The 20759-nt window shown below is 75.0% G+C and carries 18 protein-coding genes and 1 pseudogene; 13 read left to right on the top strand and 6 right to left on the bottom strand.

Translation table 11 applies throughout. The annotated features are described in order from the left end of the window. The 3 genes and pseudogenes from A0J59_RS17080 to rsmD all read left to right on the top strand — a co-directional run. Positions 1-1074, top strand: a pseudogene (locus tag A0J59_RS17080) (hypothetical protein); the annotation flags it as partial. Beyond that, positions 1071-3329, top strand: coding sequence for an ATP-dependent DNA helicase RecG (locus A0J59_RS17085; RefSeq protein WP_064316919.1), 2259 nt, complete (start codon positions 1071-1073; stop codon positions 3327-3329). The pseudogene A0J59_RS17080 and the gene A0J59_RS17085, both read left to right, overlap by 4 nt. A gap of 98 nt (positions 3330-3427) precedes the next feature. Beyond that, a complete protein-coding gene (gene rsmD, locus A0J59_RS17090; protein WP_047234584.1) occupies positions 3428-4060 on the top strand; it encodes a 16S rRNA (guanine(966)-N(2))-methyltransferase RsmD in 633 nt (210 codons plus the stop codon). A 114-nt stretch (positions 4061-4174) separates the two neighbouring features. Here the strand turns inward: rsmD and A0J59_RS17095 are convergent, their stop codons facing one another. Then, complete coding sequence (locus A0J59_RS17095) at positions 4175-4918, bottom strand: GNAT family N-acetyltransferase (protein ID WP_156186479.1); 744 nt, start codon at positions 4916-4918, stop codon at positions 4175-4177. Positions 4919-5005: 87 nt separating this feature from the next. Here A0J59_RS17095 and coaD point away from each other — a divergent pair, with 87 nt between their 5' ends. The 6 genes from coaD to mutM all read left to right on the top strand — a co-directional run bounded on the left by coaD (position 5006) and on the right by mutM (position 8834). Next, positions 5006-5506, top strand: coding sequence for a pantetheine-phosphate adenylyltransferase (coaD, locus tag A0J59_RS17100; RefSeq protein WP_047234591.1), 501 nt, complete (start codon positions 5006-5008; stop codon positions 5504-5506). 23 nt (positions 5507-5529) lie between these two features. After that, positions 5530-6102 carry a hypothetical protein gene (locus A0J59_RS17105; RefSeq protein ID WP_255365306.1) on the top strand — a complete coding sequence of 191 codons (573 nt, stop codon included), beginning with the start codon at positions 5530-5532 and terminating at the stop codon, positions 6100-6102. Positions 6103-6408: 306 nt separating this feature from the next. After that, a complete protein-coding gene (locus A0J59_RS17110) occupies positions 6409-6927 on the top strand; it encodes a DUF177 domain-containing protein (RefSeq protein ID WP_231581951.1) in 519 nt (172 codons plus the stop codon). Between the two features lie 2 nt (positions 6928-6929). Then, positions 6930-7124 (top strand): 50S ribosomal protein L32, encoded by a 195-nt coding sequence (gene rpmF, locus A0J59_RS17115; RefSeq protein ID WP_021482203.1) that lies wholly within the window; start codon positions 6930-6932, stop codon positions 7122-7124. A gap of 5 nt (positions 7125-7129) precedes the next feature. After that, complete coding sequence (rnc, locus tag A0J59_RS17120) at positions 7130-7888, top strand: ribonuclease III (protein WP_064316920.1); 759 nt, start codon at positions 7130-7132, stop codon at positions 7886-7888. After that, complete coding sequence (mutM, locus tag A0J59_RS17125; protein ID WP_064316921.1) at positions 7881-8834, top strand: bifunctional DNA-formamidopyrimidine glycosylase/DNA-(apurinic or apyrimidinic site) lyase; 954 nt, start codon at positions 7881-7883, stop codon at positions 8832-8834. The genes rnc and mutM overlap by 8 nt, the downstream gene beginning before the upstream one ends. A gap of 79 nt (positions 8835-8913) precedes the next feature. Here mutM and A0J59_RS17130 read toward each other — a convergent pair whose 3' ends face one another. After that, positions 8914-9855 carry an NAD(P)-dependent oxidoreductase gene (locus A0J59_RS17130; protein ID WP_064316922.1) on the bottom strand — a complete coding sequence of 314 codons (942 nt, stop codon included), beginning with the start codon at positions 9853-9855 and terminating at the stop codon, positions 8914-8916. Between the two features lie 230 nt (positions 9856-10085). Here A0J59_RS17130 and A0J59_RS17135 point away from each other — a divergent pair, with 230 nt between their 5' ends. The 3 genes from A0J59_RS17135 to A0J59_RS17145 are packed head-to-tail and all read left to right on the top strand — an operon-like array spanning position 10086 to position 13503. Then, positions 10086-11573, top strand: a complete 1488-nt coding sequence (locus A0J59_RS17135) for an APC family permease (protein ID WP_082141532.1) — start codon at positions 10086-10088, stop codon at positions 11571-11573. Then, on the top strand, positions 11570-12103 hold the full coding sequence (locus A0J59_RS17140; protein ID WP_064316923.1) for a hypothetical protein: 534 nt from the start codon (positions 11570-11572) through the stop codon (positions 12101-12103). Before A0J59_RS17135 ends, A0J59_RS17140 begins: the two co-directional genes overlap by 4 nt. Then, a complete protein-coding gene (locus A0J59_RS17145) occupies positions 12100-13503 on the top strand; it encodes a dipeptidase (protein ID WP_064316924.1) in 1404 nt (467 codons plus the stop codon). The genes A0J59_RS17140 and A0J59_RS17145 overlap by 4 nt, the downstream gene beginning before the upstream one ends. Positions 13504-13600: 97 nt before the next feature. Here A0J59_RS17145 and cydC read toward each other — a convergent pair whose 3' ends face one another. Genes cydC through A0J59_RS17165 form a run of 4 tightly spaced genes read right to left on the bottom strand, consistent with a single transcriptional unit; the run spans position 13601 to position 19883 of the window. Continuing rightward, on the bottom strand, positions 13601-15457 hold the full coding sequence (gene cydC / locus A0J59_RS17150) for a thiol reductant ABC exporter subunit CydC (RefSeq protein WP_064316925.1): 1857 nt from the start codon (positions 15455-15457) through the stop codon (positions 13601-13603). Continuing rightward, the gene (cydD, locus tag A0J59_RS17155) at positions 15454-17220 is read right to left on the bottom strand and encodes a thiol reductant ABC exporter subunit CydD (RefSeq protein ID WP_064316926.1); all 1767 of its coding nucleotides are present in this window, start codon (positions 17218-17220) and stop codon (positions 15454-15456) included. Before cydD ends, cydC begins: the two co-directional genes overlap by 4 nt. Beyond that, the gene (gene cydB / locus A0J59_RS17160; protein ID WP_047234577.1) at positions 17217-18329 is read right to left on the bottom strand and encodes a cytochrome d ubiquinol oxidase subunit II; all 1113 of its coding nucleotides are present in this window, start codon (positions 18327-18329) and stop codon (positions 17217-17219) included. Before cydB ends, cydD begins: the two co-directional genes overlap by 4 nt. A gap of 39 nt (positions 18330-18368) precedes the next feature. After that, positions 18369-19883: a cytochrome ubiquinol oxidase subunit I gene (locus A0J59_RS17165; RefSeq protein ID WP_047234576.1), complete on the bottom strand. Its 1515-nt coding sequence runs from the start codon at positions 19881-19883 to the stop codon at positions 18369-18371. A gap of 532 nt (positions 19884-20415) precedes the next feature. Between A0J59_RS17165 and A0J59_RS17170 the strand changes: the two genes are divergently transcribed. Beyond that, on the top strand, positions 20416-20759 hold a 344-nt coding region (locus tag A0J59_RS17170), incomplete at its 3' end, for a hypothetical protein (protein ID WP_369799793.1).

A 20759-nucleotide genomic window follows, 5' to 3' on the forward strand; every position in this document is an offset into this window, starting at 1 on the left:
GGGCCGCGGTCCGGGCACGAGGGGGGCGAGTTCGAGGTGATGTACGTGGTCGACGTCCCGGTGGGCGGCGCGGAGCACCCTGCCCGCGTGGCCGGCGAGGACCCCGCGGAGCTGCTGCGCGCGGAGCTCGCGCGGATCGGCGACTCCGTCGTCGTGGTGGGCGGGCCGGGCGACGACGGCTCGGGCCTCTGGCAGGCGCACGTCCACACCGACGACCCGATGGCCGCGGTCACCGTCGGGCGAGCCACGCTCGCGACCCTGCGGTCCGCGCGGGACGGTCACGAGGTCGGCGCGCCGTCCACGGCGGGGGCCGACGTCGCGCTGCGCCAGGTGCGTGTCCGCCACCTCCCCGGAACCCACGAGCCCGGCCACGTCCCGGACGTCGCCGCCGACGGGGCGCACGACGCCCGGACCGGTGCGTCCGCCGTCGTCGACGCTCCCGGGGTGGTCGCGGTGACCACGGCGCCCGGGCTCGTCGCGGACCTCGCGCGGGCGGGCGCGGTCGTGCTGCTGCGGGAGGCTTCCGGCCCCCCCGACCTGACCGCCCTGCACCGCGTCGCGGTCGACGCCCGTGCGTCGCACGTCGCGCTCCTGCCCGGCGCGGACCTGCGGGAGGACGACGTCGAGTCCCTGCGCGCGACCCTGCGCGACGACGGGATCGAGACGCTCGAGGTGCTGCCCGCCGTGACCGACCTGCACGTCGCGGTGGCGCTCGCCGCCGCGCAGCTCGTGGAGCCCGGCGCCGCGCAGCGGCTCGAGGCGGCCCGGTCGGCGCTCGACGCCGCACGGTGGACCCACCTCGACACCGCGGGCGTGCCGGCCCCGGCGCTGGCGCAGCGGCTGACGGACCTGCTCGAGACCCTCCTCGCGCGCCCCGGTGCGCTCGCCTCGGTGCTCGCCGACGACGACGTGCCGGGCGTGGCCCTCGACGTGCTCGCGGCGCACGCGACCGAGCGCGGCGCCGAGGTCGTGCTCCTGCGTTCGGGGCGCGACGGCGGCGTCGTCACGCTCGCCGTCGAGGAACCGGAGTCCGTGGACGACGACGTCGAGGTCACCGTGGAGGCCGAGGGATGAGCGACCGCCTGGCCGAGCCGCTCACCCGTGCCGTCGGCACGCGCAGCGCGGGCCCGCTCGCGAAGCTGGGCCTCGAGACCGTGGGGGACCTCCTGCGGCACTACCCACGTCGTTACGGGGACCCGGGGCGTCTCACGGACCTCGGCGGCCTCGCCCTCGGCGAGCACGTGACGATCGTCGCGCAGGTGCGCAGCGCGACGGTCCGGCGCATGCGCAACCGTGCGGGCGCGATCCTCGAGGCGGTCGTGACGGACGGCCCGCAGCAGCTCTCGCTCACGTTCTTCGCCAAGAGCCCCAACGTCCTGCGCTACCACGAGCAGCGGCTCGCCCCGGGGCGGCACGGGCTCTTCACGGGGGTGGTCGGGCTCTACCGGGGCACGCGCCAGCTCACGCACCCGGACTACAAGATCATCGGGGTCGACGACGACGCCGAGGACACGGAGAGCGCCGTGCTCGAGGCGAGCCGGCCCATCCCCATCTACCCCGCGAGCGCGAGCATCCCGAGCTGGAAGATCCAGCCCGCGGTGCGCACCGTGCTCGACCCGCTGCGCGAGGAGGACGTCCCGGACCCGCTCCCGGACGCCGTCCGCGAGCGGCACGGGCTCGGGACCCGGCTCGAGGCGCTGCGCGACGTGCACGAGCCCTACGACGAGAAGCAGTGGCGGCGAGGCCGCGACCGGCTGCGGTACGAGGAGGCGTTCGTCCTCCAGGCGGCGCTCGCCCAGCGCCGGGCCCGGGCCGCGGCCGAGCCGGCGACGGCCCGCCCTCCCCGCGGACCGGGGGAGCCGAGCATCCTCGCCGACTTCGACGCCGCCCTCCCGTTCACGCTGACGGCGGGTCAGCGCGAGGTCGGGGAGGAGATCGCGACGGACCTCGCGCTCGCGCGGCCCATGCAGCGGCTCCTGCAGGGCGAGGTGGGCTCGGGCAAGACGGTCGTCGCGCTGCGCGCCATGCTCCAGGTGATCGACGCCGGCGGGCAGGCGGCGCTCCTCGCCCCGACCGAGGTGCTCGCCGCACAGCACGCGCGCACCCTGCGCGCGCTGCTCGGACCGCTCGCGGAGGGCGGCTTCCTCGGCGGCGCGGAGCACGGGACGCGCGTCGCGCTCCTCACCGGGTCGCTCGGCGCGGCGGCGCGCAAGGAGGCGCTGCTCGACGCCGCGAGCGGCGCGGCGGGGATCGTCGTCGGCACGCACGCGCTGCTGTCCGAGCACGTGCAGCTCGCCGACCTCGGCCTCGTCGTCGTGGACGAGCAGCACCGGTTCGGCGTCGAGCAGCGCGACGCGCTGCGGGCCAAGGCGCGGACGGCCCCGCACCTCCTCGTCATGACCGCCACCCCGATCCCGCGCACCGTCGCGATGACGGTGTTCGGCGACCTCGAGACGTCGTCGCTCACGGAGATCCCGGCGGGGCGCGCGGGGATCACGACCCACGTCGTGCCCGCAGGCAACGAGGCGTGGATGGAGCGCACCTGGGCGCGCGTGCGCGAGGAGGTCGACGCCGGGCACCGCGCGTACGTGGTGTGCGCGCGCATCCACCCGGACGAGCCGGACGCGGACGGGCCGCCGAAGGGGACCGACGACTTCGACGAGGTGCCCGACTTCCTCCTCGACCCCGAGGCCCCGGACGCGCCGGACCGCGCACCCCTGCGGGCCGTGCTCGAGGTCGCCGAGGAGCTGCGCGCGCACCCGCGTCTCGCGGGGCTCGAGGTCGGGGTGCTGCACGGGCAGATGGCCCCGGCGGACAAGGACGCGGTGATGGCCGACTTCGCCTCGGGCGCGGTCCAGGTGCTCGTCTCGACGACGGTCGTCGAGGTCGGCGTGGACGTCCCCGAGGCCACGGTCATGGTGGTCCTCGACGCGGACCGGTTCGGCATCTCCCAGCTTCACCAGCTCCGGGGGCGCGTCGGGCGCGGGTCCGCGGCCGGGCTGTGCCTGCTCGTCTCGACGGCGCTGCCGGGTACACCCGCCGCGACGCGGGTCGAGACGCTGGCGCGCACGACCGACGGGTTCGAGCTCGCGACCGTCGACCTCGAGCTGCGCAGCGAGGGCGACGTCCTCGGGGCGGCGCAGTCGGGGCGCGCGAGCTCCCTGCGGCTCCTGCGCGTGGTCAAGGACGCGGACGTCATCGAGACCGCGCGCACCGACGCGGCCGCCGTCGTCGCGGACGACCCGGACCTGACCGACCACCCCGCGCTCGCCGAGGCGATCCGCGACCAGCTCGACCCCGAGCGCGAGGAGTTCCTCGAACGAGCGTGAGCGGGCCGCATTCTCCACCGGCCGCTGCGCGAGGTCGTCACGATCCCGCACCACCGCCTCGTGCCTCGAACCCCGCGCGGCGTGTCTAGGCTGGGCGCGTGACGAGGATCGTGGCGGGAACGGTAGGGGGACGCACGCTGCAGGTCCCGCCGCGCGGGACGCGGCCGACGAGCGAGCGCGTCCGCGAGGCGATCTTCTCGCGCCTCGAGCACCTGGGCGTCGTCGACGACGCGCACGTCCTCGACCTCTACGCGGGCTCGGGCGCGCTCGGCCTGGAGGCCGCGAGCCGCGGCGCCGCCGACGTGACGCTCGTCGACTCGGCCCGCGTCGCCGCCGACGTCGCCCGGCGCAACGTCGCGGCCCTCGGTCTGACGACCGTGCGCGTCGTCGCGCAGCCCGCCGAGACGTTCGTCGCCGGCGTGGCCGCGGACGTGGCGCAGCGGGCGGCGGTCGGCGGGGCGGACGGGACGCCGACAGGTCGCGCGGGCCGCGGTCCGTACCACCTCGTGCTCGTCGACCCGCCGTACGACGTCACCGCCGAGGCCCTCGAGCGCGTCCTCGCCCACCTCGCGGTGCCCAGCGTCCTCGACCCGGCCGCCGTCGTCGTCGTCGAGCGCTCGACGCGCACGCCCGAGCCGACCTGGCCGACGGGCTGGGAGGTCGTCGCGCGCAAGGACTACGGCGAGACGACGGTGTACTTCGTCGGTCCCGAGCTCCCCGACGAGACGTAGCGCCGGGGTTCCGCCGGCGCCCCGCCCTGCCGAGCAGGCGGTTCCGGCGCGTCCGGGCCACCTGACACGCCCGGATCGCCTGCTCGCGTGTCGGGACGGTCTGGTCGACGGGCCTCAGGCGGACGGGGCGTGGGCCTCGTCCGGGGCGAGGAGACCGACGGGGACGGTCGCGAGGGCGGCGGGGTCGGCAGGGTCGACGAGCGCGACGCGGTCACCGCTCGCGGCGTCGAGCAGACGGCGGGTCGCGGCGTCGTCCGCCAGGCTGCCCTCGCTCGCGCGCAGGTTCTCCGCGAGGAACGCGCGCAGCGGCGCGGCGGGGACGTCGTCGGCCGCGCCCGGCCCGAGGGGGAACGACACGAGCAGGAGCGCGGGCACGCGCTCGCCGCCGGGGCCGTCGCCGGGCTGGAAGTAGGGGAGCGCGAGGACCCGGGCGCCGAGGCGCGCGTAGAACCGCAGCCGCGCGACGGGGTCGCCGTGCGCCTCGCTGCCGACGTGGTGCGCGGGGTGCTCGACCTCCCCGACGACGAGGAGCGGGTCCAGGGCGCGCCAGTCGGCGAGGGCCGCCGCCACGAGCTGCCCGCCGACCCCGCCGCCGCGCCGGCCGGGTGCTAGGGCGAGGTAGAGGACGAGGAGGACGCGCGCGTCGGGGAACCACTCGCCGACGACGCCGGCGACGACACGACCGGCCTCCACGACCCCGAGGCTGCGCAGGCGTCCGCTCGCGTGGTCGTCGAGGAGCTCGTCGACGTCCACGAGCTCGGCGGGCGGGAACGACGGCGCGAGCACGTCTCGGTGGAGCGAGCGCACGAGCTCGGGCGTCGTGAGCGGGACGACGGCGGGTTCCTCCGGGGCGGTCACGCGGACCATCGTCGCGCGTGACGACGATCCGCGCCCGCCCGGTCGTGCCGCCGGGGTCCGCGCGGCCTCGTGTACTACCGTGACGAGGTGACCACAGCCGTCTGTCCCGGGTCGTTCGACCCGATCACCCTGGGCCACCTCGACATCGTCCGACGTGCCCGCGCGCTCTTCGACGAGGTCGTCGTCGGCGTCGCGCGGAACGCGTCGAAGTCGGCGCTGCTGAGCGTCGACGAGCGGGTCGCGCTGGCCCGTGCGGCGGTCGCCGACGCCGGGCTCGACGGGGTCCGCGTGGAGGTCGTGCCGGGGCTCCTGGTGGACTTCTGCCGGGAGATCGGCGCGGGCGCCGTGGTCAAGGGGCTGCGCGGTGGCGCGGACTTCGACGCGGAGCTGCCGATGGCGCTCATGAACCGGCACCTGGCGGGCGTCGAGACCGTGTTCGTCGCGGGCGACGCCGCGCTCCTGCACGTCGCGTCGTCGCTCGTGAAGGACATCGCGCGCTACGGGGGGCCGGTCGACGACCTGGTCCCCCCGGGGGTCGGGGACGCCGTCCGTGCGGCGCTGGCACGGGTGCAGGGGAGCAGCAGGTGAGCACGACGGGAAGGACCGGGTACGTGAGCGAGCAGCAGGACCGACGGGTGACGCACGAGGACCGCGCGACGGAGGAGGCGCAGGTCGGGCTCAACGCGATCCTCGACGACCTGACGCACCTCGTGGAGTCGGCGCGTGCGATGCCCATGTCCGCGTCGGTGCTGGTGCACAAGGGCGACGCGGTCGCGCTCCTGGACGAGCTGCGCGGCGCGCTGCCCGAGCAGCTCGCGCACGCCGACGAGGTGCTGGCCCAGGCGGACGCCGTGCTCGAGGACGCGCACCGGCAGGCGGAGGAGATCCTCACGACGGCGCGGGCGCGCGCGATCGAGCTCGTCCAGGCGGAGCAGGTCGTGGTCCAGGCGGAGTCGCGGGCGCGGGAGATCGTGGACGAGGCCGACGAGGCGGCGGCCGTGCTCCGGCGCGACGCCGACGACTACTGCGACCGCAGGCTCGCCGACTTCGAGGTCGACCTCGGCAAGCTGCTCGCGCAGGTCCAGGGCGGACGCGCGAAGCTCGCGGACCGCCTCGGGGACCGCGTCGGCGAGCCGGAGGAGTCGCCGTTCCCGGCGACGATGCGCGAGCGCGCCGGGCGCTGATGCCCGCCGGCCGCGACCGAGCCGTGGGCCGTCGGCCCGACGCCGGGATCCCGGCTCTGCGGGCGCAGAGGGCAGGTGGCGGTCGGGCCGTCCCGTGACGTAAGATCGATGTTTGGCTCGGCGCGTCACGCGTCGGCCTGTGCCTGGCAGTCGCCGTCGAGCGGCCGTCGGCCCCCGACCATCGTTGACCATCCGTCCGCGGGCGCCCACGCCCGCGGCCTGGCGATCCTGGAGTCCGCCATCACCGCCGAGAAGACGTCGCCGCTCGTGCTCGACACGCACGAGCTCGGTCGGCGACCCGGGAGCATGCTGACGGTCCGCCGGACCGTGCCTGCGCCGGCCGACCTCGGGACCGCCGTGATCGGCATCCCCGAGGGCAGCGAGCTCGAGCTCGACCTGCGTCTCGAGGCGGTCATGGAGGGCGTGCTCGTCTCGGGCACGGTGTCGGGGCGCGCGGTCGGGGAGTGCGTGCGCTGCCTCGACACGGTCCACGAGGACGTCACGGTGGAGCTCGGGGAGCTCTTCGCCTACCCCGAGCGCGCGAAGGCCGCCCAGGAGTCGGGCGACGACCTGGAGGACGCCGAGGACGTCTACGACCTCGACGGCGACCTCGCGGACATCGAGCCCGCGCTACGGGATTCGGTCGTCACTGCACTACCATTCAGTCCGGTGTGCCGAGCGGACTGCCCGGGGCTGTGCTCCGAGTGCGGGGCGCGTCTGGCGGACGACCCGGGGCACACGCACGAACTTGTCGACCCTCGGTGGTCGGCGCTGGAGAGCATGTTCGACACCTCGAACGTGTCCGACGAGACGAAAGAGAGCTAGCCGTGGCTGTTCCGAAGCGCAAGATGTCGCGCAGCAACACCCGTGCGCGTCGTTCGCAGTGGAAGACGACCGCCGCGAACCTCACCACCTGCCCGCAGTGCAAGGGCGACAAGCTGTCGCACGCGGCGTGCCCGACGTGCGGTACCTACAAGGGCCGCCAGTACGCCGAGGCGCTGCGCACCGAGCACGCAGGCTGAGGCGCGTGGCACCGGCTGCACCGGCATCCGGTCTTCTCGAGAAGCTCGGGGTCCATCTGGACCCCGAGCTTCTCGTGCTTGCGCTCACGCACCGGTCGTTCGCGCACGAGAACGGCGGCATCCCCACGAACGAGCGTCTCGAGTTCCTCGGTGACACGGTCCTGGGCCTCGTCGTCACGGAGACCCTCTACCGCCGCCACCCCGACCTGTCGGAGGGCGAGCTCGCCAAGATGCGTGCCGCGACCGTCTCGCAGAAGTCGCTCGCCGCGATCGCGCGCCGGCTCGGCCTGGGGCAGTACGTGCTGCTCGGCAAGGGCGAGATCCGTACGCGCGGCAACGACAAGGACTCGATCCTGTCCGACACCGTCGAGGCGATCATCGGCTCGGTCTACCTGAGCCACGGGCTCGAGCCCGCACGCGGCCTCGTGCTCCGGCTCGTCGAGCCGACGCTGTCCGCCGCCGCGGGGCTCGGCGCAGGGCTCGACTGGAAGACGTCGCTCCAGGAGGCGGCCGCGGCCGCGGGACTGAGCGCCCCCTCCTACTCGAGCGACGCCGTCGGGCCGGACCACGCGCGCGTCTTCACCTCGTACGTGCACCTCGACGGCCGGCTCTACGGGACCGGCAGCGGCACGGCGAAGAAGTACGCCGAGCAGGAGGCCGCCGAGCGCGCCTACCGCGCCCTGGCGACCGAGCAGGCGGAGACGGCCCCGGCCGACGAGCGCCCGAGGGCAGCGGCGGAGGCCGTCGAGGACGCGGGTGCCTGAGCTGCCCGAGGTCGAGACCGTCCGCGACGGTCTCGACCGCCACGTGCTGGGCGCCCGGGTCGTCGACGTCGAGGTGCTGCGCGACTACAGCGTCCGGCGCCACGACGGCGGCCCCGCGGACTTCCGGGACCAGCTCCTCGGCCAGCGCCTCGACGCGGCGGTGCGCCGCGGCAAGTTCCTCTGGCTCCCGCTGACGCCGGCCGGGTCGACGGACGGGCCGGACGACGGCCCCGCGGCCGCGCTGCTCGCGCACCTCGGGATGTCCGGCCAGCTCCTGGTGCGCTCGGGGCCGGGCCTCGGCGAGCGGTCACCCCACCTGCGCGTGCGGCTCGTGCTCGAGCCCGACGGCACCGGTCCGTCGGGCGCGCTCGCGCTCGACTTCGTCGACCAGCGCACGTTCGGGCACCTGTCCGTCCAGGACCTCGTCCCCACGCCCGACGGCGCCCCCGGCGGCCTCGGGTCCGACCTCGCCGCCGTCCCCGGTCCGGTCGCGCACATCGGCCGCGACCTGCTCGACCCCGCCCTGCGGCGCGACGACGTCGTCGACGCGATCCGCCGTCGTCGGACTGGCGTGAAGCGCGCGCTGCTCGACCAGACCGTCGTGTCCGGGGTCGGCAACATCTACGCCGACGAGGCGCTGTGGCGCGCGCGGCTGCACTTCGCGCGCGCCACCGACACGCTGCGCCGCCCGGAGGCGCACCGCCTGCTCGACGCCGCCGCCGAGGTCATGACGGAGGCGCTCGCCCAGGGCGGCACGAGCTTCGACGCGCTCTACGTCAACGTCAACGGGCAGTCCGGCTACTTCTCGCGCTCGCTCGCGGTGTACGGGCAGGAGGGCGAGCCGTGCCCCCGGTGCGGCACGCCCGTCCGGCGCGATGAGTTCATGAACCGGTCGTCGTACACGTGCCCGCGCTGCCAGCCGCGCCCGCGCAACGGCCGCTGGTAGCCCGCCCCCGGCTCCGCTGAGTGCATGAAATAGTCGCGCCCGATCGACTCGGACGCGACTATTTCATGCACTCAGCGGGTCAGCGGGGGACGACGTTGCGGAGCTCGCGGCCCGCGCGGAGCGCGTCGAGGTTGGCGTTCACGAGGTCCGACGCGCGCTGGGGGCGGTTGCCCGCGACGTGCGGCGTGAGGATCAGCCGGGGTGCGTCCCACAGGGGTGACGTCTCCGGCAGGGGCTCGGTCTCGGTGACGTCGAGCGCGGCACCGCCGAGGCGGCCGTCGCGCAACGCCGCGACGAGGGCGTCCTCGTCGACCGTGGCGCCGCGGCCGACGTTGACGAAGACCGCGTGGTCGGGGAGCTGGTCGATCCGGGCGGCGTCGAACGCGTGGCGGGTCGCGTCGAGAGCGGGCAGCAGGGAGACGAGCACGTCGGTCGTCGCGAGCACGTCCGGGAGGTCGTCGTCCGTCATGACGCGGAATCCGTGGCGCTCGCCGCGGCGGCTCGCGACGCCCGTCACCTCGGCGCCCAGGGCCGCGAGCAGCGGCGCGAGGCGCGCCGCGATCGAGCCGAAACCCCAGACCGTCACGCGCGCGCCGTCGAGCGTGTACCGCGCGGCGGTCGCGGGGTCGGCCTGCGCGCGGTTCACGGCGGTGTCCCACCGGTGCTCACGCTGCGCCGTCCCGAGCACGTCGAGCCGCCGCACCGCCGCGAGGACGAGCGCGAGCGCGTGCTCGGCGACCGGGCCGTCGTGCAGGGACCGGCCCGACGTGATCGTCACCCCGGGCCCGAACCCGGCGGCCAGCACCGCGTCCGGACCGGCCGCGAGCGTCTGGACCCAGCGCAGGCGGGTGAGCCGCGCGGCGGCGTCCGCGAGGTTCGCAGGGGTGTTCGCCCACGCCACGAGCACCTCGGCGTCGGCGTCCTCGGGACGCAGCGGCGCCGCGGCGTCGTAGCCGACGACCTCGTCGCCCGGTCCGCCGCGCACGTCGAGGGCGATGGTGCTGGGCACGAGGATCTTCAACGCTGCTCCCGGGGTCGTCCGTGGTGGTCACGGCCCGCCCGGCGCGGGACGGGCCGCCTCGCGAACGTATCACCGTGCCGTTCGGGTGCCGTTCGAGTGCCCCCGGCGCTCCCACCTGCGCTTCCGCAGGCGCGACCTGGCCCCCGGGGATATGTTCGCGATGTTCCGACGACGCGCCCTCCGCGCGCCGTCCCGGTCGGCCCCGCGGGGTCACGGCTTCGGGGGTGGGGATGGGCTCGTCCACGGGTGCGCCGACGCACGCAGAGGTGCGCGCGGCGATCACGGCACGGACGCCGAAGAACTACATCACCTGGCTCACGCTCGCGTTCATGATCACGTCGTCGGTCGCGAGCCTGCGCGCCGCGCCGACGATGGCGGTCTACGGCCTCGCGGCGGTGTTCCTCTACGTCGTCCCCGCGCTCGTGTTCCTGCTGCCGACGTCGCTCGTGTCCGCCGAGCTCGCGTCCGGATGGTCGGGCGGGGTGTACCGGTGGGTCGCGGACGGCGTCTCCAAGCCGCTTGGCTTCCTCGCCATCTGGTGCCAGTTCGCGATGACGATCTTCTACTACCCGAGCCTGCTCGGGTACGTCGCGAGCACGTTCGCGTACGTCATCAACCCGAGCCTCGCGAGCAACGGGTTGTACGTGGCGATCGTCATCGTCGTGCTCTTCTGGACCGGCGTGTGGCTCTCCTCGCAGGGCACCAAGACGGTCGCCGGGCTGTCGAGCTGGGGACTGATCATCGGGACGCTCATCCCGGCGGCGATCCTCGTCGTGCTCGGCATCGTGTTCCTCGCCCAGGGCAACCCGTCGGCCGCGCCGATGGACGCCCAGCACCTGCTCCCGGCCTGGACCGGCCTCGCGTCGCTGGTGCTCATCGTCAACAACTTCCTGTCCTACGCGGGCATGGAGATGAACGCGGTGCACGTCACGAGCCTGCGCAAGCCCTCGACCGAGTTCCCGCGGTCGATGTTCCTCGCGATCGGGCTCGTGCTGCTCATCTTCATCCTCCCGGCCGTCGCGATCAGCTGGGTGATCCCGGCCGACCAGCTCAGCCTCACCGCGGGCGTCATGCAGGCGTTCGACGCGTTCTTCGCCAACTTCGGCGTGAGCTGGCTGACGCCGATCCTCGGCCTCATGCTCATCGCGGCGTCCCTCGGGGGGATGCTCACGTGGCTCGCCGGGCCGTCCAAGGGCCTGCTCACGGTCGCGCGCGAGGAGGGCTACCTCCCGCCGTTCCTCCAGCGCCTCAACAAGCACGGGGTGCAGCAGAACATCCTCGTCACGCAAGGCCTCATCACGACCGGGATCGCGCTCCTCTACGCGTTCATCCCGGACGTCTCGAGCGCCTACTGGATCCTGTCGGTCATCACGACGCAGGTGTACCTCGTCATGTACCTGCTGCTGTTCGTCGCGGCCGTGCGGCTGCGCCGTCGTGCACCCGACCACCCGCGCGGCTACCGCGCCCCGGCGCTCACGCTCCTGTGCGTCGTCGGGTTCTGCGCGTCGGTGGCCGCGATGATCATCGGGTTCGTGCCGCCCGCCCAGTTCTCGAGCGGGAGCGTCGGGGTGTACGTGCTCATCGTCGGCGGCGGTCTCGGCATCATCGGCCTCCTCGTCCCGGCGCTGTTCTACCTGCTGCGCAAGCCGTCCTGGAAGGACCCCGAGGCCGCGGCCATCGCGGCGGCGGACGAGGCGGGGGAGGGGGAGGCGGCATGACCTCGACGCGCCCCGACCACGTCCCCGTGCACGAGCCCGAGCCGGTCTCGTCCAGGCGGTGGGTGACGTACACCGCCGCCGCGCTGCTCCTGGTCGCGCTCGGCGCGGTCATGCTGATCGCCTTCGACACCGTGCGGTCCCACCGCGACGCGCGCGAGGCCGAGCAGAAGGCGGCGGAGCTGCACGACCGCTTCGCCGAGATCGGGATCACGGCCTTCAGCGAGGAGACCATCGCCGACGTCCTGGGCGACGACGGCGGCGGCTTCTGCACCGACCCGGCCGCGCTCGTCGAGGCGACGGCGAACCTCGGCGCCGCGAACGGGGCGGCGGGCCCGGGGCTGCGCCCGTCCGTGCTCGACGAGCGTCGCCTCGCGGGCGACCGGCTCGTCATCGAGGTCTACTGCCCCGACCAGCTCGACGAGTTCGACGCCTACGTCGACTCGCTCGACCTCGACCCCGGCCGCACGACCGAGCCGGGCAGCGACGCCACCGAGGGCGCCGACGGCACCCCGACCGAGGAGGACGCATGAGCCAGCAGGGCACCGGAGCGCGACCCGACGGGGCCGGTCACGTCGAGGAGGTGCGCGCCGCCGTGCGGGACCTCGTGCCCCGCGCGCTCGACGACCTGCGCACGCTCGTCGCCATCCCGTCCGTGGCCGACGAGCGCCTGTTCCCGCGCGCCGACTGCGAGCGCGCCGCGCAGTGGGTCGCCGACGCGTTCCGCGCCGAGGGGATCGACACGCGCCTCGAGGTCACCCCCGATGGGTCGCAGGTCGTGCTCGGGCACCGCCCCGGCCCCGACGGCGCCCCCACCGTGCTGCTCTACGCGCACTACGACGTGCAGCCGCCCCTCGACGACGACGCGTGGACGACGCCGCCGTTCGAGCTCACCGAGCGCGACGGCCGGCTCTACGGGCGTGGGGCCGCCGACTGCAAGGGGAACATCGTCACGCACCTCACCGCGCTGCGTGCCCTGCGCGCGCTCGGCGGCGAGGACTACCCGGTCGGCGTGCGGCTCGTCGTCGAGGGCTCGGAGGAGCAGGGGACGGGCGGCCTCGACCAGTGGGTCGAGGCCAACCCGGGAGCGCTCGCGGCCGACGCGATGCTCATCCAGGACACGGGCAACGCCGAGCTCGGCCTGCCGACGCTCACCGTGACGCTGCGCGGTGCGGCGAACGTCGTCGTGCACGTCGAGGCGCTCGAGGGCGAGATCCACTCGGGCATGTTCGGCGGGGCGGCACCGGACGCGCTCGCCGCGCTCGTCGCGGTGCTCGCGAGCCTGCGTGACGAGAACGGCGACACGACGATCGACGGCGTGCCGGCCGCCGTCGCGCACGGGACGTGGGACGGCGTCGCGTACGACGAGGACCAGTTCCGTCACGACGCGGGCGTGCTCGACGGCGTCCGGCTCGTCGGGACGGGCAGCGTCGCCGACCGGCTCTGGGCACGTCCGGTGGTGACGATCCTCGGGATCGACGCGCCGAGCGTCGTCGGCTCTGCCGCCGCGATCCAGCCCCGCGCCTCGGCCCGGCTCAACCTGCGCGTCCCTCCCGGCTCGGACGCCCAGGAGCTCCAGGACACGCTCGTCGCACACCTGGAGGCCCACGCCCCGTGGGGGGTGCGGGTGCGCGTGGAGCGCGACGCCGTCGGGCAGCCGTTCGCGGCCCGCACGAGCGGGCACGTGTTCGACACGCTCACGGCGGCGCTCGCGGACGCGTACGGGCGCGAGACGGTGACCGCGGGGCAAGGCGGGTCGATCCCGCTGTGCAACGTGCTCGCCGGGCAGTACCCGGACGCGGAGATCGTGCTCCTCGGCGTCGAGGAGCCGGCGTGCCTCATCCACGCGCCGAACGAGTCGGTCGCGCCGAGCGAGATCGAGAACCTCGCGGTTGGCGAGGCGCTGTTCCTCGCGCGTCTCGGCGAGGGCTGACGCGCCGGCACCGTCCGAGATCGACCCGTCGGTCTCCAGATCGGCCCTCGGAGGGTCGATCTCGACCGTACGGGTCGATCTCGGGGCGACCTCGGTGCTACCGCGGTGCCGGCGCCTCCTGGTCGAGCGCCCACCGGTAGGCGGGGAGACCGAGCAGCTCGGCGTGCGTCCCGCGCGCCACGACACGCGCCGGAGCGTCGCCCGGTGCACCGTCGGGGACACCGAGGAGCAGCACCTCGTCGACGGCCTCGAGCGCGCTGAGCCGGTGCGTCGCGAGCACGACGCCGCGCCGGGCACCTCCGGCCGACGCGCCCGCCGACGCGCCAGCCGGCGCGCGGGTCGTCGCGACGAGGTGCCGCACGAGCGCGTCGGCGCCGGCCGCGTCGAGGTGCTCGGCCGGCTCGTCGAGCAGGAGCAGCGGCGCGGGTGACAACAGCGCCCGCGCGACGAGCAGACGACGACGCTCGCCGCCGGAGACGGTCGTGGCGTCCGGGCCGAGCAGCGTCTCGACGCCGTCCGGCAGCGCGGCGAGCCAGGCGTCCAGGCCCACGTCGTGCAGCGTCGCCGCGGCCTCCTCGGCCGTGACGTCGCCTCGCGCGACGCGCAGGTTCTCCAGCACCGTCGTGTCGAACACGTGCGCGTCCTCGGCGACGAGCACGACGCCGCGCGCCGCGGCCTCGCGGGGGAGCGTGCTCACCTCGGTCCCGTCGAGCGTCACCCGGCCCGCGAGCGCGGGGACGAGCCCGGCGGCGGTCGCGAGCAGCGTCGTCTTGCCGACGCCGGACGGCCCGACGACCGCGACCGCGCGCCCGGGGCGCAGGTCGAGGTCCACCCCCGCCACGACGACGCGCGCCGCGCCCGGCCAGCCCGCCGCGACGTCGTCGAGCGCGAGCGACGCCTGCTCGGGGGACGACGGCTCCGCCGGACCGGAGGCGAACGCGTCCGCGGTGCGGGCCGCCGCGGTGGCGCTCCCCGCGGAGCCGTCGAGGAGCGCGACGACGCGCGCCGCGGCCTGGCGCGAGCGGTGGAGCTGGACGGCGGCGGCGGGCAGGGCGTTCGCGGCCTCGAACACCGCGAGCGGCGTGAGCACGATGACCGACAGCTCCACGGGCGCGAGCGTCCCGGCCGTCACGGCCGGGATGCCGAGCAGGAGCGACGCGAGCACGGCGAGGCCGACCGCGAGCGCGGCGATCCCGGCGGCTACCCCGGCGGGGCGGGCGCCGTCGTCGGTCACGCGTGCGAGGGCGCGGTCCGTCGCGCGCAGGTCGTCGAGGCGCGCGTCGAGACGGCCCGAGACGGCGAGCGGGCCGGACTGCTCGAGGATCTCGAGCGTCGTCGCGGTCATCGCCGCGCGCGTCGTCGCGCCGCGCGCCTCGACCTCGCGCGCCGACCGTGCGGAGAGCCACGGCGCGACGACCGCTGCGAGGAGCAGGCACAGCGCGAGCGCGACGCCCGCGGCGGGCACGAACGCCCCGACGAGCACCACGGAGCCCACGGAGATCGCCAGCGCGACGCCCGCCGGGACGAGCGCGCGCACGACGACGTCGCCCACCGCGTCGACGTCCGCGCCGACCCGGGCGAGCAGGTCGCCGCGCCGCAGCCCGACGAGCGCGGCGGGCGACCCCTCCGCCAGGGCGGTGTAGAGGTTGGCGCGCAGGGCGGCCATGCCGCGCAGCGCGACGTCGTGCGAGGCGAGGCGTTCGAGGTAGCGGAAGACGCCGCGCGAGATGCCGAAGGCGCGGACGCCGACGACAGCGACGGACAGCGTGAGGACGGGCGGCATCTGCGAGGCGCGCGCGATGAGCCACGCGGCGACGGCCGCGAGGCCGACGGCGCTCCCGAGCGAGAGCGTGCCGAGCACGACGGCCCACGCGACGCGGCGCCAGCGCACGTCGAGCAGCCCGACGGCGCGCCACAGCGGGTCGTCCGCGAGGCGAGCACGGGGTCCGGTCACGGGCGCCTCCCTTCGACGGACGCGGCGGCAGGAGCGAGGTCGGCCGCGTCCTCGGGTCCGCCGTCCGCGAGAGCCCGGGGGGCGGCGAGCGCCGCCGAGCGGACCCCGACGACGTCGTCGGCGGCGCGGACGAGCGAGGCGCGATGGGCCACGACGACGACCGTCCGGCCCTGGTCGCGGAACGTCCGCACGGCGTCGAGCACCACCTGCTCGCCGCGCGCGTCGAGGTGGGCGGTCGGCTCGTCGAGAACGACGAGCGGGACGCGCGCGGGGTCGTCGAGCAGGGCCGCGGCGAGCGCGACGCGCTGGCGCTGGCCCACGCTCAGCCCGACGCCGCCGCGTCCCACCGCGGTGTCCCAGCCGTCGGGCAGCGTCGCGAGCACGGCGTCCAGACCCGCGGTGCGCGCGGCGCGGTCGAGGTCGGCGTCGCTCACGGGCAGGCCGCCGGCGACGACGTCGCGCAGCCGGCCCGGGGCGAGCACCGGGCGCTGGGGGAGCCACGCCACCTGGGGCCAGAACGTCGCGCGCTCGACGTCGGCCAGGTCGAGCGGCTCCGCACCCGGAGCGGTCAGGGTGACCGTGCCCCGGTCGGGGCGGACGAGGCCGAGGAGGACGAGCGCCGTCGTCGTCTTGCCCGCGCCGCTGGGCCCGGTGAGGGCGACGACGCGGCCCGACGCCCCGAGCCGGAGCTCGAGGTCGAGGTCGGCGGGCGCGAGCACGTCGCGGTCGCCCGCCCGGACGCTCACGCCGCGCAGCGCCAACGTGGTGCCGGAGAGCGCGGGCGCGGGGGTCGTCCCGGGCTCGGGGGCCTCCTCGTCGAGGACCGCGAACGCCTGCTCCGCCGCAGCGATGCCGTCGGTCGAGGCGTGGAAGTGGAGGCCGACCTGGCGCAGCGGCAGGTAGACCTCGGGCGCGAGCACGAGCACCGCGAGCGCGGGCTCGAGCTCCATGCCGCCGTGCACGAGGCGCAGCCCGACCCCCACCGCGACGACCGCCACGGACAGCGTCGTGAGGAGCTCGAGGACCATGCCCGAGAGGAACGCGATGCGCAGCGTTCCCATGGTCGCGCGCCGGTTGGCGTCGCCGAGCGCGCGCACGCGCTTCTCCGGGCCGCGCGCGCGACCGAACGCGAGGAGGGTCGGCAGGCCGGCGAGCAGGTCGAGGACCTGCGCGCCGAGCCGCTGCATGACGACGAGGCGCCGCTCCGACGTCCCGGCGGTGAGCCGCCCGACCAGCACCATGAAGATCGGGACGAGGGGGATCGTCACCGCGATGATCACCGCCGAGACCCAGTCCAGGCCCAGGACGACGGCGAGCGTCGCGGGCGTGACGGTCGCGGCGAGCAGGAGCTGGGGCAGGTAGCGCACCATGTACGGCTCGAGGGCGTCGAGCCCGCGCGTCGCGAGCGTGGCGACCTCGGGTCCGCGCCCGGACGCGAGCCACCGCGGCCCGAGGGCCACGGCGTGCGTGACGACCTGCTCGCGGAGCTCGGCCACGGTCCGGGTCGCGGCGCGCAGCGCGAACCGCTCCTGCGCCCAGGACGTCGCCGCCCGGGCCGCGACGACCCCGGCGAGCAGCCCGACCCGCGGCCCGAGGTCGGCCAGGTCGGCCGTCCCCTGGATCGCCGGCGCGAGGACCGACGCGAGGACGACCGCCTGGGCGACGACCAGGGCCGCCGTGGCGAACCCCAGCACCGCCGTCAGGACGACGTACCCCCGTGCGGCCCGCGCGTGGCGCAGGAGCCGCGGGTCGAGCGGCTTCACGCGTCGCCCGACCCGCCGGTCCCGAGGCTGCGTCCGGCCGAGCCACCGGAGGACGCCCCGCCGAACGCCGCCTCGCGGACCTTCTTGAGCGAGAGCCCGGCGGGCGCGGGGATGTCCTTGGTCGAGAGGCGGCGGCGGAACACCCAGTAGGTCCACGACTGGTAGGCGATGACGAGCGGCGTGAGGATCACCGCGACCCACGTCATCACGGTCAGCGTGTAGTCGGTGGACGACGCGTTGTGGATCGTCAGCGAGTTCGCCGGGTCGACCGCGGGCATGACGTCCGGGTACATCGAGCCGAAGATGAGCACGACGGCCGCGACGATCGTCACGGCGGAGGCGGTGAACGCCCAGCCCTCGGCGCCCCGACGGTTGGCGACGAGCGCCGCGACGAGGCCGCCGGCGGCGAGCACGACGGCCGCCCACGTCCACGGCACGGAGTAGGCCACCTGGGCCCACACGGCCCAGCCGCCCGCGAGCACGAGCGCCGCGACGCCGAAGACCGAGGCGTGCTGACGGGCGCGGGCGCGGATCTCGCCGTCGGTCTTGAGCGCGACGAACACCGAGCCGTGCAGCAGGAACAGGCTCAGCGTGACGAGGCCGCCGAGGAGCGCGAAGGGCGACAGGAGGGAGAAGAACCCGCCGACGAACTGGTGGTCGGCGTCGAGCTGCACGCCCCGCACGAGGTTGGCGAACGCGACCCCCCACAGCACGGCGGGCACCCACGACCCGACCTGGATCGCGACGTCGCAGCGGCGCGCCCAGCCCTCGTCGCGGATCTTGCCGCGGTACTCGAACGCGACGCCGCGCACGATGAGCGCGACGAGGATGAGCAGGAGCGGCAGGTAGAAGCCGGAGAAGAGGGTCGCGTACCACTCCGGGAAGGCGGCGAACGTCGCGCCGCCCGCGGTGAGCAGCCAGACCTCGTTCCCGTCCCACACGGGGCCGATGGAGTTGATGAGGACGCGGCGCTCCTTCTCCCGGTGCTCCTTGTCACCGCGCGGGAGGATCGACAGCAGCATGCCGACCCCGAAGTCGAAGCCCTCGAGCACGAGGTAGCCGGTCCACAGGACCGCGATGAGCACGAACCAGACGACGGCGAGATCCACGGTGGTGTTCTCCTGAGATTCTGGACGGGTCCGGGCGCGTCAGTACGCGAAGGACAGCGGGCGGTCTGCGGCCTCGGTGCCGTCGTCGGGCGGCTCCTGCGCCTCGGGCGACTCGTCGTGCACCACCAGCGGCACGCCCTCGATCGCGTAGCGGCGCATGAGCGTGAACCAGACCGCGGCGAGCGCGCCGTAGACGAGCGTGAACACGATCATCGACGTGAGCACGACGCCGGGGCTCACCACGGTCGACACCCCCCGCTCGGTGAGCAGGCGGATCTGGTCGATGCCCGTGGGGTTCGGGGCGACGACCCAGGGTTGGCGGCCCATCTCGGTGAAGATCCAGCCGAACGAGTTCGCGAGGAACGGCATCGGGATGGCGATGAGGCCGACGCGCGCGAACCACACGTTGTCGGTGACGCGGCCCTTGCGGGTGAGCCACAGCGCCATGAGCGCGAGGAGCACGGAGCCGGCGGCCATGCCGATCATGAGCCGGAAGGACCAGTACGTCATCGCGAGGTTCGGCGTGTAGGTGACCGGGTCGCCGGCCGCGGTGACGTCGCCGTAGCGCTCGGTCATCTGCTCCTGGACGTCCTCGACGCCCGGCAGGTAGCTCTCGGGCCCGGAGAAGTGGCCCGTGCCGAGGTACGACGCGAGGCCGGGGATCTCGATGAGGTGCGTGACGTTCTCGCACGAGTTCGACAGGTCGCCGATCGTGAGGATGGAGAACGCGGCGCCCTCCTGCCCCTGGCACAGCGCCTCGGCGGACGACATCTTGCCGGGCTGCTGCTCGTACATGATCTTGCCCTGGATGTCGCCGGAGACGGCGACCCCGAGCCCGCCGACGAGCATGGCGATGACGCCGAGCGTGACGGCCGGGCGGTAGACGTCGCGCGCGAGCTCGACGTTCTCCGCCTTGCGGGTGCGCACGAGGCGCACCATCCACCACGCGGCGATGCCCGTGACGAACGTGCCCGCGGTGAGGAAGGTCGCCGTGATCTGGTGCGGGAACGCCGCCCAGAGAGTGTTGTTCGTGAGGACGGCGCCGATGTCGTTCATCTCGGCGCGCCCGGTCTCGGGGTTGAAGATCGCGCCCACGGGGTGCTGCATCCACGAGTTCGCGGCGAGGATGAAGAACGCGGAGAGGTTGGTCGCGATCGCCACGGCCCAGATGCACGCGAGGTGCACCTTCTTGTTGAGGCGGTCCCAGCCGAAGATCCACAGCCCGAGGAACGTCGACTCGATGAAGAACGCGGCGAGCGCCTCCATCGCGAGCGGGGCGCCGAACACGTCGCCGACGAAGCGCGAGTACTCGCTCCAGTTCATGCCGAACTGGAACTCCTGCACGATGCCCGTCACCACGCCGAGGGCGAAGTTGATGAGCAGGAGCTTGCCGAAGAACTTGGTCAGGCGCAGCCACCGCTCGTTGCCGGTGCGCACCCAGGCCGTCTGCATGATCGCGACGAGCGGCGCCAGCCCGATCGTCAGCGGGACGAAGATGAAGTGGTAGACGGTCGTGATGGCGAACTGCCACCGGGCGAGATCCAGGGCTTCCACGTGCGCTCCTCGGGGGGCCGACGGGTCGGCGGGCTTCAGGGGGGAGGTGCTGAGCTACGACGCCGGTCAGGACGGCCCGGGGGAGGACCGCCCTGCTCTGACGCTAGGCCCAATCTGCCCCATCGGCAGGGCGGGAGATGACGCGAAGTGCTGAAAACACGCCGCTTGTGACTATGTTCACAAGCGCTCGGGACCTTGGTCCCGGTCGGCCGGGACCGGCGCCCCGACGGCCGGTGCGTGTCGCCCGAGTTCGTTCGCGCCCCTGTGCGATACTGGGCGGAGCCGGGTGGGCTCCGCATCGCCCTCCCGACGAGCACGAGATCGCGGCACCAGCGGACCGCGGCAGTCGGAGCGCCGACCGGGGCGAAGGGCCCGGTGGCAGGCGCCCGCGCCGCGCACGCGGACCGCGGCCGTGGCCGACGACTTCCGTCGCCGGACGACGCGCTCCGGTGCGCTCGTCACGAGCGACGACCGACCGCCCCGAGGGGCCGCACGGTGCGGGGCGGTCCCTGTGGCAGCAGGAGCACGACGCGTGACGCTCGACAGCACCTCCGACAGCACCCCCTCAGAGTCGACGGCGGACGCCGCCGCGACCCACGACCGGGCCGAGAGCCCGACCACCGCAGGGCGCAAGCCCGCCCGTCGCCGCGCCACCCGCAGCGCGGCGCCGCCCCAGGTGCCGGCCCAGGTGCCGGCCACGCCGGCGGACGGCGCGCCCGCCCCCGCCGACGCGCCCACGGCACCCGCCGACCCGGCGCCGGTCGCCTCGGCGGCGGCTCCCGACGCCGCCGAGAAGAAGCCCGCGCGCCGGTCGCGCCGCGCGACCCGTGCGACGTCCGCGTCCGTCGAGCCCGCCGCCGACGCCCCCGTGGCCCC

The organism is Cellulosimicrobium sp. I38E, from assembly GCF_001647255.1.
Taxonomy (GTDB): Bacteria; Actinomycetota; Actinomycetes; order Actinomycetales; family Cellulomonadaceae; genus Cellulosimicrobium; species Cellulosimicrobium cellulans_E.

Coding starts and splice junctions, on each gene's coding strand:
- A0J59_RS17085 (WP_064316919.1), top strand. CDS start 1,071: ATGAGCGACCGCCTGGCCGAGCCGCTCACCCGTGCCGTCGGCACGCGC.
- A0J59_RS17110 (WP_231581951.1), top strand. CDS start 6,409: ATGCTGACGGTCCGCCGGACCGTGCCTGCGCCGGCCGACCTCGGGACC.
- A0J59_RS17135 (WP_082141532.1), top strand. CDS start 10,086: ATGGGCTCGTCCACGGGTGCGCCGACGCACGCAGAGGTGCGCGCGGCG.
- A0J59_RS17140 (WP_064316923.1), top strand. CDS start 11,570: ATGACCTCGACGCGCCCCGACCACGTCCCCGTGCACGAGCCCGAGCCG.
- A0J59_RS17145 (WP_064316924.1), top strand. CDS start 12,100: ATGAGCCAGCAGGGCACCGGAGCGCGACCCGACGGGGCCGGTCACGTC.